General features: G+C 60.9%; 15 protein-coding genes. 3 read left to right on the top strand and 12 right to left on the bottom strand.

Annotation, left to right across the window (positions count from 1 at the left end; translation table 11 throughout):
• Window positions 1-16: 16 nt before the first annotated feature.
• From AC1U7K_RS12400 to AC1U7K_RS12455, 12 genes are all read right to left on the bottom strand, one after another.
• Complete coding sequence (locus tag AC1U7K_RS12400; RefSeq protein ID WP_480251680.1) at window positions 17-1066, bottom strand: WD40/YVTN/BNR-like repeat-containing protein; 1050 nt, start codon at window positions 1064-1066, stop codon at window positions 17-19.
• A gap of 27 nt (window positions 1067-1093) precedes the next feature.
• Window positions 1094-1591 carry a YajQ family cyclic di-GMP-binding protein gene (locus tag AC1U7K_RS12405; protein WP_480251681.1) on the bottom strand — a complete coding sequence of 166 codons (498 nt, stop codon included), beginning with the start codon at window positions 1589-1591 and terminating at the stop codon, window positions 1094-1096.
• A 13-nt stretch (window positions 1592-1604) separates the two neighbouring features.
• Window positions 1605-3596, bottom strand: a complete 1992-nt coding sequence (locus AC1U7K_RS12410) for a carbon starvation CstA family protein (protein ID WP_480251682.1) — start codon at window positions 3594-3596, stop codon at window positions 1605-1607.
• 215 nt (window positions 3597-3811) lie between these two features.
• Window positions 3812-4126, bottom strand: a complete 315-nt coding sequence (locus AC1U7K_RS12415; protein ID WP_480251683.1) for a TRL-like family protein — start codon at window positions 4124-4126, stop codon at window positions 3812-3814.
• 119 nt (window positions 4127-4245) lie between these two features.
• Window positions 4246-6249 (bottom strand): Lnb N-terminal periplasmic domain-containing protein, encoded by a 2004-nt coding sequence (locus AC1U7K_RS12420; protein ID WP_480251684.1) that lies wholly within the window; start codon window positions 6247-6249, stop codon window positions 4246-4248.
• 29 nt (window positions 6250-6278) lie between these two features.
• On the bottom strand, window positions 6279-7055 hold the full coding sequence (locus AC1U7K_RS12425; protein ID WP_480251685.1) for an alpha/beta hydrolase: 777 nt from the start codon (window positions 7053-7055) through the stop codon (window positions 6279-6281).
• A complete protein-coding gene (locus AC1U7K_RS12430; protein WP_480251686.1) occupies window positions 7052-8080 on the bottom strand; it encodes a flippase-like domain-containing protein in 1029 nt (342 codons plus the stop codon). The genes AC1U7K_RS12425 and AC1U7K_RS12430 overlap by 4 nt, the downstream gene beginning before the upstream one ends.
• A complete protein-coding gene (locus tag AC1U7K_RS12435) occupies window positions 8073-9425 on the bottom strand; it encodes a CDP-alcohol phosphatidyltransferase family protein (protein WP_480251687.1) in 1353 nt (450 codons plus the stop codon). The genes AC1U7K_RS12430 and AC1U7K_RS12435 overlap by 8 nt, the downstream gene beginning before the upstream one ends.
• Window positions 9422-10147, bottom strand: a complete 726-nt coding sequence (locus tag AC1U7K_RS12440) for a phosphocholine cytidylyltransferase family protein (RefSeq protein WP_480251689.1) — start codon at window positions 10145-10147, stop codon at window positions 9422-9424. Before AC1U7K_RS12440 ends, AC1U7K_RS12435 begins: the two co-directional genes overlap by 4 nt.
• Complete coding sequence (locus AC1U7K_RS12445) at window positions 10144-11238, bottom strand: 2-aminoethylphosphonate aminotransferase (RefSeq protein ID WP_480251690.1); 1095 nt, start codon at window positions 11236-11238, stop codon at window positions 10144-10146. Before AC1U7K_RS12445 ends, AC1U7K_RS12440 begins: the two co-directional genes overlap by 4 nt.
• Window positions 11239-11359: 121 nt before the next feature.
• Entirely contained in the window at window positions 11360-11938 is a 579-nt protein-coding gene (locus AC1U7K_RS12450; protein WP_480251691.1) for a thiamine pyrophosphate-dependent enzyme, read from the bottom strand.
• Window positions 11935-12432 carry a thiamine pyrophosphate-binding protein gene (locus AC1U7K_RS12455; RefSeq protein WP_480251692.1) on the bottom strand — a complete coding sequence of 166 codons (498 nt, stop codon included), beginning with the start codon at window positions 12430-12432 and terminating at the stop codon, window positions 11935-11937. The genes AC1U7K_RS12450 and AC1U7K_RS12455 overlap by 4 nt, the downstream gene beginning before the upstream one ends.
• A gap of 150 nt (window positions 12433-12582) precedes the next feature.
• Between AC1U7K_RS12455 and AC1U7K_RS12460 the strand changes: the two genes are divergently transcribed.
• The 3 genes from AC1U7K_RS12460 to AC1U7K_RS12470 are packed head-to-tail and all read left to right on the top strand — an operon-like array spanning window position 12583 to window position 15399.
• Window positions 12583-13089 (top strand): hypothetical protein, encoded by a 507-nt coding sequence (locus AC1U7K_RS12460; protein ID WP_480251694.1) that lies wholly within the window; start codon window positions 12583-12585, stop codon window positions 13087-13089.
• Window positions 13090-13102: 13 nt separating this feature from the next.
• Window positions 13103-13675 carry a hypothetical protein gene (locus tag AC1U7K_RS12465; protein WP_480251695.1) on the top strand — a complete coding sequence of 191 codons (573 nt, stop codon included), beginning with the start codon at window positions 13103-13105 and terminating at the stop codon, window positions 13673-13675.
• A gap of 44 nt (window positions 13676-13719) precedes the next feature.
• Window positions 13720-15399 (top strand): isocitrate lyase/phosphoenolpyruvate mutase family protein, encoded by a 1680-nt coding sequence (locus AC1U7K_RS12470; protein WP_480251696.1) that lies wholly within the window; start codon window positions 13720-13722, stop codon window positions 15397-15399.
• Window positions 15400-15450: the final 51 nt, after the last annotated feature.

Genomic DNA, 15450 nt, shown 5'->3' on the forward strand with positions numbered 1-15450 from the left:
GGCGCCACCCCGCCATTTAGCGACTAGCCGCAGCGGACGACACCTGAACCGCCGGCAGGCTTTCCCAAGCCTCTCCCCGATTCACGCTACGATACAAGCCGCTCCCGTTCGTACCGACATAAAAAACCCTTGGGTCGACCGAACTCTGCACGAGCGAGCGTATATTCAGCGTCGCTAGTCCCGCATTCAACGCCTTCCACGTCATCCCACCGTCCTCACTCCGGTGGACGCCGTTCCGGGTCGCCACGTAGACGCAGCCGGGAACAACAACGTCCAATACCATCCCGCTGATCATTTGATCCGGCAACGACTCCGCAATCCGAGTCCACGATTGCCCGGCATTGGTTGACTTGTACATGCCGCTGAGAGTAGCGGCATACACGGTAGCAGAGTCAAAGGGGTCGACTTGGATGACAGTCACGCCCAATGCGCGCGAGGACTGCAGCACATCGGGTGCAACGAGCCCGTTGTTCACTTTCTCCCAATGCTGCGCAGCGTCCACCGTCTTGTAGACGCCACCGCTGGTGCCCGCGTACAGCGTCTTGGGATGCCGGGGGTCGAGGGCGAGCGTGACGACCATCAACACCTCTTTCATGCCCTCCATCTTTTTCTGCCATTGCTCGCCGCCGTTGCTGGATTCAAACACACCCATCGTCGCCGCCACGAATAAGTGGTTGTTGTCGGCCGGATCGAAGACGAATTGATTCACCACCGACGAGATCGTGACGTCATCCAGGCCGGCCCGAAGCGAGACCCAGCGCTGGCCGCCATCGTAACTCTTGAAGACCGCATCTCCCTTCGTGCCGGCGTAGATCGTGGCGGGATAGACCGGATCGATCGCCAATGAAATCACACGCGAGTGCGTCAGCCCCTTCGAGAGGTTCTGCCACGTCTGCCCGCCGTCACGCGTCTTGAAGATGTAGTCGTTCGTCGCGATGTACAAAATTTGTGGATTCTTGGGGTGCGCGGCGATGACGACAATGGCATCGCTTCGACTGCATCCGGGCGGCACCAGCAGGAGCAGGAACAGGGAAAGCAGGGTCGAAGTGGTCTGGACGCGGAGCATGGGGCCTCGTCGGCAAGGGCGAGAAGATTAGCGGTAGTTGACGAACTGCAAATCGAGACCGAAATCCTTCTGTTTGAGGAAAGTGATGGCCGCCTGCAACTCGTCTTTGCTCTTGCTCAGCACGCGTACCTGGTCACCTTGGATCTGAGGCTGAACCTTCAACTTGGCATCGCGAATGTCTTTGGCGATCGCCTTCGCCTTGTCATCCGGAATCCCGCTTTGAATCGTGATCGTCTGCCGCACCGTTCCCCCTAGCGCTTCTTCGAGGTTGCCCATCGTCAGGGCCTTGACCGACACGTTGCGCTTCACGCACTTGGCCTTCAGGATATCCAGGACCGCCTTGAGCTTGTATTCGTCGTCGGACACGACGATCAACTGCTTTTCCTTCTCTTTGAGCGTCAGGTCCGTTTTCGATCCTTTGAAGTCGAACCGTTGACGAATTTCCTTCATCGTCTGGTCGACGGCGTTTTTGACTTCCTGAAAATCGACCTGCGAGACGACATCGAATGAATATTGCTCGGCCACGGTGCCTCCTTGCTCAACAACACCCCGTTGATGGAAAGTGCCAATCGTCGCGGACCGTCAAGCGTCCTCTCACGCCTTGGCCAGCGGTCGACGCGAGGACCTCGCTGCTCGCGAACGGCCGCTTCAAGACGATGTATCCGAACCACCGAGAGGCACTGTCGGCCAGCACGATCGTGGCCAGCGCGGCGACAACCGCGACGAGCGCAGCATCCAGGTACAGGACGAAGGCCTGTTGAGGATCAGTAGCGGACGCGCCCTTGCTGAGAAACAGCTCGAACATTTCGTATGATCCGGTCAGCGTGATGGCAGCCACAAAGAGCATTGGGAGCGCCGTGACCCACGCATACTGTGATTTCCACGTTTTGATCAAGACGGTCGTCGCAACGCAGAGCGCGAGCGTGCCTAACAATTGGTTCGCGGCGCCGAACATCGGCCAAATCGTCGAGATCGTCCCGGTACCGATCAGGTACCCCCACGCCGCCACTACCATTGCAGTGCTGCCCACCATCCCGGGCCACCAGTTGATAACGCCCAGCGGCGCATACACGCGTCCGCCCATCTCTTGAATGAGATAGCGGGCGACGCGCGTTCCGGTATCAATCGTGGTGAGAATGAACAGGGCTTCGAACACGAGCGCAAACTGATACCAGTAGGCCATCAGACCGCTCATGCCTGGAAGCGCGGCAAAGATGGATGCCATCCCGACGGCGAGCGAGACGGCGCCGCCCGGCCGTCCGGCGACATCGACCTCCACCAGACGCGACAACTCCTCGATGCGTGAAACGGGAAAACCCATGGCGGCCAACGTGTCGGGAGTCAGCATGGTGTTGATCCGCAAGTAATCACCGGGCACGAGGACCGATGCGGCGATAAGCGCCATCACCCCGACGAAACTCTCCAGCAGCATCGCGCCATACGCGACCGGCGCCTGGCTCTCACGCTCGATCATCTTCGGCGTCGTGCCGGACGACACGAGCGAGTGAAATCCCGAAATGGCGCCGCAGGCGATCGTGATGAACAAAAACGGGAACAGGGTGCCCGGAATGATCGGCCCGCCCCCATGAACGAAGGCGGTCAGTCGCGGCATCTCGAGCGTCGGGGCCAGCGCGATCACGCCGAGTCCGAGGAAGACGACGACGCCGAGTTTCATGAACGTCGAGAGATACCCACGAGGTACCAGTAGCATCCAGCCCGGCAGGACGGAGGCGAGAAACCCATAACCGGCAAGCGCCCACACCAAGGTCGGCCGTTCGTACTCGAACCATGGCGCCCAGGCTGATTGTGAGACCACACGCCCGAGGATGACGGCGGCCACGAGCAGTCCCACGCCCAGGATCGAGACTTCGCTCACACGCCCCGGACGGAAGCGTTGCAGATAGACGCCCATCAGCAAGCCGATCGGAATCGTCATCGCGATCGTAAACGTGCCCCACGCATTGCGGTAGAGCGCATTGACGACGGCAAAGCCGAGGCCGGCCAGCGCGACGACGACGATGAACAGAACGGCCACGGCGGTCGCCGTTCCCGTGACGATCCCCAACTCATCACGCGCGATCTCGGGCAATGATCGCCCGTTGCGCCGCATGGAGGCGACCAGGATGATGAAGTCTTGCACGGCCCCCGCGAGGACAGCACCGACGACCAGCCAGAGAAACCCCGGCAAATAGCCGAACTGAGCAGCCAGAACGGGCCCAAGCAACGGCCCAGCGCCGGCGATTGCCGCGAAATGGTGGCCGAAGAGGATGTACTTGTTGACCGGGTAGAAATTCGTCCCGTCATGAAGTCGGTGCGCCGGCGTCGTGCGATGATCGTCGAGCGTGACGACGCGCGCGGCCAAGAAGCGCCCGTAGAACCGAAGTCCCAAGGCGTAGAAGCATCCGGCGGCCACGACGAGCCACAATCCGTTGACGTTTTCGTCGGGATGGAGGAGACCCGTGACGAACGCGAACGCGACCGCACACAGCACCGCCACGCCGACCCACAACAATTTCGACAGAATCGACATGCGCGGTATCGTAACAAGCGAGTGGAGGGATGTAAACGGAGAGACAGAGACAAGCAGGGAACCTGCGGATAGTCAAGGGGGCAAACTATTATGGCGCAAGAGAAGAGTTGGGACGGCCTGATCGGTCTAGGGCTGTTTCGTGGAGGCTAGAGGAAGAATGGGGGAAGGACCTCGGACTAAGATGCCCGAGGCGCCTTCCCAAGCGAGAGGATGAACTACTGACCTTTCACGATCGTGCACCAGTCCCCGATGATGCCCAGGATGCTCTTGGCCGAGTAGTCGATATGCGAGACTTGGGTGATGCCTCCATTCGCCTTGGCCGCCGCAATGCTCGCGTCACCAGTCGCGACCAGTCCTAGAATGGTCTGCGCGCAGGCTTTGCCTTCTTTCGTGGCATTCGTATTCGTCGTGGCAATGTACCCGTATTTCGTTTCATTGTAGAGAATGCCCACGAGCGGCGAGGCGACCGGCTGGCATGCCGTGAGCGAAAGCAGGCCAAGGGCCGCCAATGCAAGCGATAGTTTTCTCATACCATCTCCTCCTGATGATGAAGGGGTTAAAAGCTAGGGACGGGACCGGACTATAAAGATCGGAGCGGCGACTGTCAACGCTAGAAAAGCCTACAATCGCTTACGGGCTTGGGGGAAAATTAAAAATACGCGTGGACGAGGAACAGCACTTCGTCGTCGTGATGGTCGCGGTGATTGAATTCCATGCGAAGCGCGAGATTCCGCTGCACCGTCACGCGCTGTCCGACAGAGACACGCCAATCATCCGTCCGTTCACCAAGCGGATATCTGAGGTACGTCGTGGTCGCCAGCAGTTTCCATCGATCGGTTAACACCGCGGTCATTCCCACAGTGCCACCGGCACCGACTCGGTAATTCTCTTTGTAGGCCCCGCTATAGCCTGACTCGACCTCGCCAAACGCGAAGAAGATCTCTCGGCCCACAAGCTTCGATTCCACGGCCGCTCCGATCCCTCCGTTGGCGATCCCCGCGCTGCAATAACGACATTCATTGTGATGGATCGTCTGCATGCCGAGATTGACCTTCCACGATGGCGCTTGAAAGAGTCGGTCCACGGGCATGAGTGAAATGATGTTCGCAGCCGTGAATCGTTCCAGGCGCACCTGCTCGCTCTGCTCGTAATGCCGCAGGGCTGCCGACAGGAGCTCGATCTGCGCGCCGGGTTGATACCCTTGATCGGGATCGAGCAGATCGTGGTAGCCTGCGCGGATGTTCACCTCTTCAAAGAGCTCGCCGTTCCGCCAGCCGACGCCCGCACCAATCCGAGACGTTCGATGCCCCTGATCCGGAGGATCGGTCAACGGCGGGATCTGTAACGATTCGGATCGGACCCGCAGTTGACTGCGTTGCGTCAGCACGGCCCGATTCTGCTCCTTGTACTCCGCCGCCCGTTTCTCATCCGCCACAGCTCGATACCGAAGGTAATCGGAGGCCAGATCCAGGACAAATGCCTGACGACCAATGGGTAAGGCCGCGAAGCGTTCATCCTTCGCCGCTTCCGGCTTGCCGGTAATCGTCGTCAACCACTCCCGCTCGTTCGCCGAGAGGAGCTCTCGCTTTCGCTTGATCTGCGTGCTCCGCGACGGTCGGTAGACGATCTCGCCGACGAGGCCGGATTGTGCCGTGAGGGCGCGAATGGTATCGACCGGCACGGTCCAGAACAGGAACCGGTCCGTGAGATGCCAGTCGGGATTCGCGATGTCGATCAATGAGAGGAGATGATAGGAGCAATTCTCCTTGAAAAAGAAGTAATCGAAATAGGCGTTCCCCAATTCCCACGCATGCATCAGCACCCGATGAATTTGATCATCGGTCAGATTGAGCCGGTATTCCCAGATATCGCGATTTTCGATGTCCCGATACTCTTGCACCTTCAAGTAATACGGCACGGTCGAAAAGTAGCCTTTGTACCCGCCGAAAATTCCTTTGACGGCGTACGAGACCCCCTCGTTGGGCGGCACATCGGCGGCATAATTGATCGTGTACGCCAGAATGCGCGTCTGCTCCGTCTGCCCTTTCTGGTCGATCCGCAACAACGTATGGCCGAACATCGAAGCCGGATTGTTCATAAAGGCGGAAGGAAAGATGACCGTGATCCCCATGGGGCTGAGCTCGCGATACCAATTTTCAAAGCGGTCGCACGGAAGAGGCGGGAGGCGGGTGTCATCGAAGGCAAGCTGTTCTTTGAGCCAGGTGTAGCGGGCGATAAAGGCGCATTGCGCCGGCTGCTTCGACCGGCCGACCAAGTCGGTCGAGAAGAACTGACGAAGCGTGGCGGCGAGTTCCGCTTGCGGATTCGTTTTTCCGTCTGGAGCGAGAAAGAATCCCGGATCATCCGCCTCGCTCGTCAGCCCGCCCCAGACCGTGCCTCGATAGTGGAGAAGCAAATGCCAATAGCGATCGCCGGCGAGATTCAACGCTGCCGCGCGCGCCAACAGCGTAGAGAGGTACGGCGGGTCAGATGGTGCTGCCCACGCGGCCTGCGCGGAGATCAGGATGAGAAAAACGGCGGCGAGAAGCGGCAATCTCAAGAGAAACGGCGGCCGCTTGCCGGCCAGGATTGTTATCGATTCAGTGGCACAGTTCGATCGCACACCCGATTCGTGTGCAATGACGCGAGGCATGGTCATCACAGAGAACTGTAATCAATCCGTCACGACTGGGTGACGGCATCGATGAAGTCTTTGAGCCGCGCGAAATAGGGCGGGCCGCCGACCAAATACGTATCATTATGATCGGCCCCGGGAATCGCGTAGAACGATTTCGGGAGATTCGCCGCAGCAAACACCTCGCGCCCGAACTTGATCGGGATCATGTGATCCTGCTCACCGTGAATCACAAGGACGGGCACGTGCACGTCCTTCAACCGGTCCACCAGTCGGAACCTTGACTGGAGCAGCCAGTGCGCGGGGAATCCCCGCAGCTGGTTACGGGCAACGGCGGCCACCGAGGGGAACGGCGATTCGAGAATCAAACCGGCCGCTGCACGTTCCGCGGCCAGCTCGCCCGCCACCGAAGCCCCGAGTGAGCGTCCGAACACGACCAGCCGACGCGGCTCCACGCCGCGCGTCTCGACCACATACCGATAGGCCGCGCGCGCATCCTGGTACAGACCCTGCTCGCTCGGCTTTCCCTTGCTCAAGCCATACCCTCGATAGTCGAAGACGAACACGGACAAGCCGAGCAGGACCAATCGTGACAGGTTATCCAACCGATGAATGACGTTGCCAGCATTGCCATGACACCACAACACTACGGGTGAGACGCCCCGCGACGCCACATACCAGCCGAACAAGGTCGTGCCATCCTCCGCGGTTAACCACACATCTTCCAGCGGCAGCCGGCTCGCGCGGCGCCAGTCCCGATCGATCCACGGCTCCGGATGATAGACGAACAGTTGATCGAGCAGATTGGCCGGGCGCGGTCTCATCCGGACCTCGTCGGCTCCACGCGCTCCACCGACATGTTGGCGCGACGGAAGCCTCCGAGCGCCGCGAAGCAGAGGAGCCCTACCGCAATCCACACCAATTCGCGAATGCGCCTGAGGATCGCAAACGTCATTCCGGCAAGATCTGAATAGCCAAACGCCATCAACAACAGGAAATTGCCGCCTTCCTGCGCGCCCAAGCTGCCAGGAATGAAAAACGCCCCTCCTTTAATCACGAGCGAGAGCGCCGCGATCGATATCGAGCCGAGAACATCGGGCGGCGCCTCCGACAAGTACAGAAGAATGCCGTACACCTCGAGACCCTCCGCGAGCCAGCCGAGGAAGAACAGCAAGAGCGACACGGCAAACCCGCGCCGGTCCCTGAGGTAAAAGCCGCGGATCGCCGCATCGAGCGCCCGCAGATTCTGCTCGCGCGATTCCAACACGGCGAGCCTGAGCCCGAGCCGCCGCATGAGCGCCAACAATCCCATGAAGAGCCCACGACGCTGCAGGACGAGCAACAGGACCATCGCGACGATCAGCAGGCCAACCGAAATGACGGCGGCCATCAAGGGGCTTTCATGCCCGCTCCCTCCCCGCGCGGCGGTTCCCGCCCAGGCGGCGAGCGCGATTCCCATGACGATGAAGAACACTTCGGCAATCGTCATGGTCGTCTTCGCCGTGATCACGGAAGCCATGCCGTCCACGATCGGCACGTCATGCTGTTTGAGGAGATAGGCTTTCAGCGGCTCGCCGCCCACGTACGCGGTCGGCGTCGTCATATTGACAGCTTCGCCCGCCGTCCGAATGACGAGCAGCCGCCAGAATGAGACGCACTTCCTGTACCTGCCGAGGGCAGCGCGCCACCCGGCCGCCTCCAGGACATACATCAGAATTGAAGGCACGAGCAGCAACGAGACGCTTGGGCCAAGCCCCCCGAGGACCGTCAGGATACGATTCGCTCCGACATGCCAGACGAGTGTGGCAAATGTGAAGAGGCCGAGCGCGAGGAGGACCGCTCTAAGCACGGGGGCCGGCCGACCGGTGAACCCACGCCGTGAGCATCCAGAAAATCTGCGAACCGAAAGCCGTCATCCAGAGGAAGAGATGCAATTGATCGATGACGGCGAGCACGAGCACGAGCACGGAGAAATCCCGGCTCGCAACGTGATCGATGATGAAATTCCCACGGGCCGCCTGGACCGAATTCGCCCATCCCTGTCGGTCCCGCACGGCTTTCATCCGTGTCACGAACCAGAGCGACAACCCCGTGCCGACGATCGCGGCGATCGCGAGCACGACGGGCAGAAGGGTGCCGCCGGTTTTGTACCCCGCCCAGCCGAGCGCCGCAAAGATCGCCATGTGAATGACGTTGTCGCCGAACAGATCCAATTGCTCGCCGAAGCGCGATTCCTGAAAGGTCACCCTTGCCACGTCGCCGTCACAGCAATCGATGATCGCGGCCAGTTGAAAGAGCAGCGCGCCGGCGATTCCAATGAGATATCGGCCTTGGGCGAAGCAGGCGACCGCCGCGACCCCGATGAGCAGGGAGAGCGCCGTCACCGCATTGGGCGTCAATCCCGCGCGGATGAAGAACGGCGTGAAGAGGCTTGCGCCCTTGCGGTTGAAATACGTGTCGATGAGGCCTTCATACGCGGTTTTCGTGTTCCTCAGCAGCAATTGTTCGGCGCGTGCAATATCGGCCGCCCGGCGGACCGGCTGATACCAAAGCGGCGAATCGGGAGATGTCTCGATCGTCTTCACGCGCCGTTCGACCATCGCCTGTTGGGTCACATACCGAAGCGCGGGGACCCCCGTGGACACGTGGGCTCGCCAGTCGGCGGATGCCATCCCAGCCGGGATCACCAGGAGATCGGCTGCAGCGGGCACTCGCGTCGGGACATCATCCGGGTACGTGACGGCGACGATGGCCGACGTGTGTTCGCTCTGCCGCTTGACCTCATCCAACAGTTGACGTGAAAACACCGCTTGTGTGCCGACGATCAGACAAGGCCCCTCGATGTCTTGGACCAGCGACTCCCAGGTGCGCGCATCGGACACGGGAAATTCCCGGCTGGGCATCCAACGGACGACCGCCGTAATCCGACGGTCTTCGAACACTGCACGCTTCAGCGTCGCTTCCTCCGGTCCCGCGAGGACGACGAAATCCGTAAAGCCCGCGCGCTGGAGCGAGAGAATCGTCCGCTGAAAGAGCGTGAGCCCCGCCACGGAGGACAAAGCGGTGACGTCCCCCGCCGATGAAGCCGGTCCCTCAAAAAACAGGTGGCCGTCTGTGATGACGACAGCCGTCGCGAGCACGCTGCTCGCCGGAGCGGTGGTGAGCGCTTGTGGATTCGAGCGGGAGGCCGTCATTCGTCCAGTTTCGGGAGTATATCACGCTCGGCGCGGAGGATATCGTCGGCAAAGTCGATCTCCGTCCACGGCAGACCACCGATACGTTCAAAGCCGACACGCACCTGCTCGAAAAACTCGCGCAGCGCGTCCTCATATTCCATGTCGAGCTGGTCACGGTCGATGTACGCCTTCAGTGACTGAACCAGTGCCGGGCAATCGGCTCCCCGCACTTTGAGAAACCCCACGCCTTCACCGGCGAGGTCGTAGCGATCAGGCATTCGTTTGGAGAGCGCGACGACCCGTCCACCCCGCACGATCGCCATACACTCTTCCGTCTGCTGCTTGACCGTTTCATCCAGCAAGAGGGCCGTCGGGGACGAGGAGGCGACCAGCCGCCGGAGAATCTCGCGATGGAACAGCACGTCGGCGTCCATGATCAGCACGTCGGCGTCCAACTCCTGCCGCACACGCCATAAGGAGGTGATGCTGCCCCGCTGGTACTGATCGCTGTCGACGTAACGGACGGTGACGCCCGAAAGGCCGCTGCCGGCCGCCGCCCGGATCATCTCTTGCTTGTATCCCACGACGACGACAGCCTCTCGAATCCCGACGGAAGCAAGCGCGGTGAAATACCGCGACAGCAAGGTCCGGCCGCCAATCTCGATCAGACATTTGGGACGGTCTTGGGTGACCGGCCACAGGCGCTTGCCGACGCCCGCGGCCAGGATGACGGCCTTCATGAACGGACCGAGGCCGACTCGAGCACCTCTTGGAAGGCCGAGAGAAAGCCTTCGAGGTCCTGTTGGGACAGGGCGCCCATGTTGGCGATGCGGAAAATCTTCGACTCGAGTTGCCCCTGCCCGGCATAGATCACATAGCCGCGCTCTTTCAGACGATCGTGCAGCACGGAATACGGGAGGCCCGGAGGAAGGTGGTAGGCCGTGATCGTGTTGGATTGATATTCGGCCGGCAGCACCGACTTCACGCCGAGGGCCGCCATGCGCTGCCGGATCATGGCCGCGGCCTTTCGATACCGTTGGACTCTCGCCGCGACGCCTTCCTCGAGCAGTTCGGTCAGGGCCTCGTCGAACGCGTAATAGACCTGCACGGCGGGTGTGAACGGAATCGAGCCCTTTTCCTGCTCGTCATAGTAATGGGGCAGATGCAGATACCAGGAGCGCTTGGGGTACGTCCGCAGCCGCTCCATGAAGCCGCGGCGAACGAGGACGAACGAGACGCCCGGGAACCCTTGGATGCATTTGCCGGCCGTGCCCGCGACCATATAGATTTTGGACGCCGCGATATCGATCGGCTCCCCGCCCAGCGCGCTGACGGCATCCAGCACGAACACCCGATTCTGGCTGTCCACCACCTCGGCGATGTCTTTCACGGGATTGATCAGGCCGGTCGTCGTCTCATGATGCACCATGCCCACCACGTGCACTTCCTGATGTTGGCGGAGCGCCAGCCGCAGCTTTTCCGGATCCGGCCGGGTGGTCCACTCCATCTTCAAATCGGGAATCGCGAGCCGATGCACCCCGTACATTGACGACATGCGCTCCCCATAGACGCCGTTATTGATGATCAGGGCGCGCTTGGCGTGCGGCAACGAGGAGAGGAGCGCAGCTTCCACGGCGGCCGTACCCGATCCGGTCAGCACAATGGCGGTGTATTCGTCTTCAGCCCCAGGGACGAACGCCTTGACCAGCTTCTCCCGGATGCCGGCCAGCAGTTCGGCAAATTCCGACTCCCGATGGCAGATATCGGGCCGAAGCAGCGCGTGGCGCACCCGCTCCGAGACATTCACGGGCCCTGGATTGAGGAGAATCACTTCCGCGCCCCCTATTCCCCTACTCTGGGGATGATTGGATGACCCTTCACTGCGCGCATGGAGCGAGCACCTTCCGAGCGTGCGCGCGCTGCGAGCACAAAGGGCCGTCCAATCGTCCCCACTACTCAATCGCTTTCATGAACCGCCGCGTCATGTCCGGCGGATCGATCATCACACGATCGACGTCTTCAACCTGCTCCGTCACCTTGACGAGCAGAAAGCTCGGCCCGTCCTTCTTCAGCATGTCCTTGAACTCATACACGAGATCTTCGCGCTCGATCACGCGCTCGACGTTGACGTACCCGGCCGCCTTCGCGATCTGATCGAGCCGGACGACGCGGGAGAGCGTCGGTTGATTGCCGGTGCTCCCATAGACCTCGTTGTCGAACACGACATGAATGAAGTTTTTTGGTTTCATCGCCCCGACGGTCGCCAAGGTCCCCATGCCCATCAGCACATTCCCGTCGCCGTCGAGCACCACGACCTGTTTGTTCGGTTTGGAAAGCGCGACCCCGAGGCCGATGGCAGGCGCCACGCCCATCGAGCCGATCATATAGAAATTCGTGGGGCGATCGGCGATTTTGTAGGCTTCGCGCGAGGGGAAGCCGTTACAGATGATGGTCGGCTGGTCCGTCAGCAACTCCAAGACGGCCGCGATGGCTCGTGCCCGACTTTGAATGGTGCCTTCTTCCGGTCTCATGGCTGAATGCTCTTGACGAGGCCTTTTTTCAATAGGAGCGCAACCGGGATGCGCTGCTTCATGAACGTCTGAGCCGTCCACTTCAAATCCTCGATCACGCTTTGTTCCGACAGCGTCCGGTGGGGAATTTTCACGGCATCCAGAATATGCGGCAGGCTCTCGCCCATCACGAGGTGCTCGGGTGCGTCCTTGCCTTGAAAGCCGCGCCATGAAATGAGCAGCAGGCAGGGTTGCTGATAGATCAGGTTGAGCGAGATGATCGCGTTGAGCGACGTGCCGAGTCCCGAGTTTTGCATCAACACAACCGGGATCTTGCCGGCCATGAAGGCGCCGGCCGCCATCGCGACGGCTTCATCCTCCCGGACCGCCGGCGTATAGAGGCGGCGCTCCATCAGCGTCGCGATGATTCCGCCGAGAATCGAGTCCGGTACGCCGGTGAAAAAATCGAAGCCGATATCCTGGAGCGCTTGGACGAAGACGTCGCTTTCGATCATACCCGCTCTGGCCGTTAGACACACATGCCGCTTGAGCGGAGCGCATTATAGCGGCACGCCTGAGCCGGTACAAGGTTCTGCCCCGCAGTATTGCTCGCTCGTTTCGGTCATGATAGTGTCAAGTTCGACGGACATGCGACGCGATTGCCCATGCGCTTTCGTCACCTCTTTTCCGTCCTGATGATCGCCCTCCCTCCGCTGCTCGCCGTCCCGGCTTCCGCCTCGGACCTCGCGCACGACCCGGGTGGTGCCGGCGGGATTCCGTGGGGCAGCTCGCTCAACGATCGCTCCGACATGACCATCGTCGAGAACGGCGAGCGTATTCAAAGCTACGAACGGCGCGACGGTCCGGCGGTGCTTGACGTCGGTCCGCTTGATTCCGTCCGGTATATTGCGATCGAAGGGCAGTTCGCGCGGGTCGCAATTCGGTACCACGGGGACGCCACGCATCGTCGCGTGTTGAGCTATCTGGAGACACACTATGGTACGCCGGAGCATGCGCCGGGCCAGATGATGCGCGGGTTGAGCCAGCAGTTCAATTGGCGGGGTCCGGACACAGAGGTGAACCTCACGTACCAGGGACCGAAAGAGCAGGGCTTTCTATTCTTCGATAGCCGAGAGTTGGCCCCTCGATTCAATGACACGGTCACCGAATAGAAAGGGACGCGGCATGCAGGAGCACAGGACGCTACGCGGTCTGGGGTGGCGACGAGATGATCGGCACTCACAGCGGGCGGTCGCCGCGAAACCGGCCCTGGTCCTGCTGGTCGCACTCATGGCCGCCGGCGTCGTGCAGGCCTCGGTGGAGATGAAGAACGACCCGAACGGCTTCGCCGACGTCAGGTGGGGCACGAGTTTGCAAGATGCGGACGGCTTCGCGCTCGTGGATTCGGGCGATCGCATCAAACGGTACGAACGCCGGGAGGCGCCCACGCTGGGGAACATCCCCGTGGAAGCGCTACAGTATTTCACGATCGATGGAAAATTTGCGCGCGTCTCAATCCGGTATCGCGGCAAGGCGACCCACGATCAAATCGTCGCCTATCTCCAAGAACGGTTCGGCGCATTGGATCGCACGCCCGGCCAAATCGCCCGCGGCCTCAATCAGCAGTTCAACAGGCGCGGCGAGCACACGGAGATCAACATCATGTACCAACCGCAGGGCGACCGCGGTCACGTCTTCTTCGAAAGCCGGATGCTGGCCCCCTTGTTCAACGACATGCTGCCCGAGCACGGCTACTGATCTTTATTGACAAGGGTTCTCCTTCTTTTGCATCATGGCGCCCCATGCACAACGCGACGAAACTCCGCACACTCCTAGAGCGTCCAGGCATCATTAAAATCGTCGGCGCGCACGACGCGCTCAGCGCCAAGCTGATCCAGCTCGCCGGCTTCGATGGCGTCTGGGCGAGCGGGTTTGGGATCTCGGCCGCCTTGAAATGTATCCCGGACGCGAGCTTCATCACGGCGACCGAGCAACTGGAAGTTGAGCGCAACATGGCCGAGGCGGTGACGATCCCGATCATTGCCGATTGCGACACCGGCTACGGGAACGCGCTCAACGTGATGCGCACCGTCACGGATCGTGAGCGGGCCGGAGTCGCCGGTCTCTGCATCGAGGACAACGTCTATCCGAAGCGGTGCAGCTTCTATGCGGGGGTCCGCCGCGAGCTGATTCCCATCGAGGAGCACTGCGGGAAGATCAAAGCGGCCAAGGCGGCCCAAACGGTGCCGGACTTCGTCGTGATCGCTCGAACCGAAGCGTTGATTGCCGGTTGGGGCCAGGACGAAGCCCTCCGCCGTGCAGAGGCGTATGCCGAGGCAGGCGCTGATGCCGTGCTCATCCATTCGAAATCTCCAACCTTTGATGAGCTGAAAGCGGTGGCCAAGGCCTGGTCGGGCCGCGTGCCGCTCGTCGTTGTACCCACGATTTTCGACGGCGTCACGGCGGCCGAATTGGAGGATGCCGGCTTCAAAATCGTGATCTATGCGAATCAGGCGATTCGAGCCAGCATCAAGGCGATGCGGGACGCGTTGAGTGTTATCAAGGCGGACACGCGGCCGGGCAGCGTGAACGATCGCATCGTGAAGCTCAAGGAGGTGTATGAGATCGTCGGCGTGCCGAAGATGGAGGAAGACGAGCGCCGCTTCCTGCCCGTCGGAGGAGAGAAGATCACGGCGATCATCGCCGCGGCAGGATTCGAAAAACATCTGTTGCCGCTGATCGAGGACAAACCAAAGTGCCTGCTCGACATCAAAGGCAAGAGCATCTTGGAGCGCCAGATCGCTGCTCTCAATGAGTGCAACATCAAGGACATTGCCGTGGTCCGCGGCTACAAAAAGGAAGCGATTACGCTCCCCAACCTCCGCTATTACGACAACGACCGGTACGAGGAGACCGGCGAATTGTTCTCGCTGTTCTGCGCCGAGAACGAGATGACGGGCCGCTGCCTGATCCTCTACGGCGACATCATCTTCGAGACGGCCGTCTTGGAGAAACTGCTCAAGAGCCCGGCCGACATCACGCTCGTCGTCGACTTGGCCTGGTACGACTATTACCAGCACGGGAAGCCGGCGCCGCACCTCAAACCCGATCTCGTCACGTTGCAGCATCCGCTCGGCAAGAGTTCCCTGTTCCGATTCGTGATGCCGGACGAGCAGCACCGCGTGGTGAAGATCGGCCAGCACCTTCCCCATGATCAGGCCCACGGCGAATTCATCGGCCTCGCCATGTTCTCCGAGCGCGGGATCGCGGCATTCAAGGATACCTACCATCGCGCGAAGGCCTCGGGGCGATCCTCGGGATTCCATGAGGCACCCGACCTGACACATGCGGGCTTTACCGATTTGATCCAGGAGATGATCGACGCCGGACACACGGTGAACTGCGTGCCCATCTTCAAAGGCTGGATGGAAGTCGACTCCTTCGAGGAATACCAGCAAGCGTGGGCCCGGCTCCGCAGCTAGTCCTCGCCTTCCCCCGCCTGGCTCGTCTCTCGGCATCCGTTGACCGCCCTT

This window comes from Nitrospira sp. Vd2 (genome assembly GCF_979581665.1).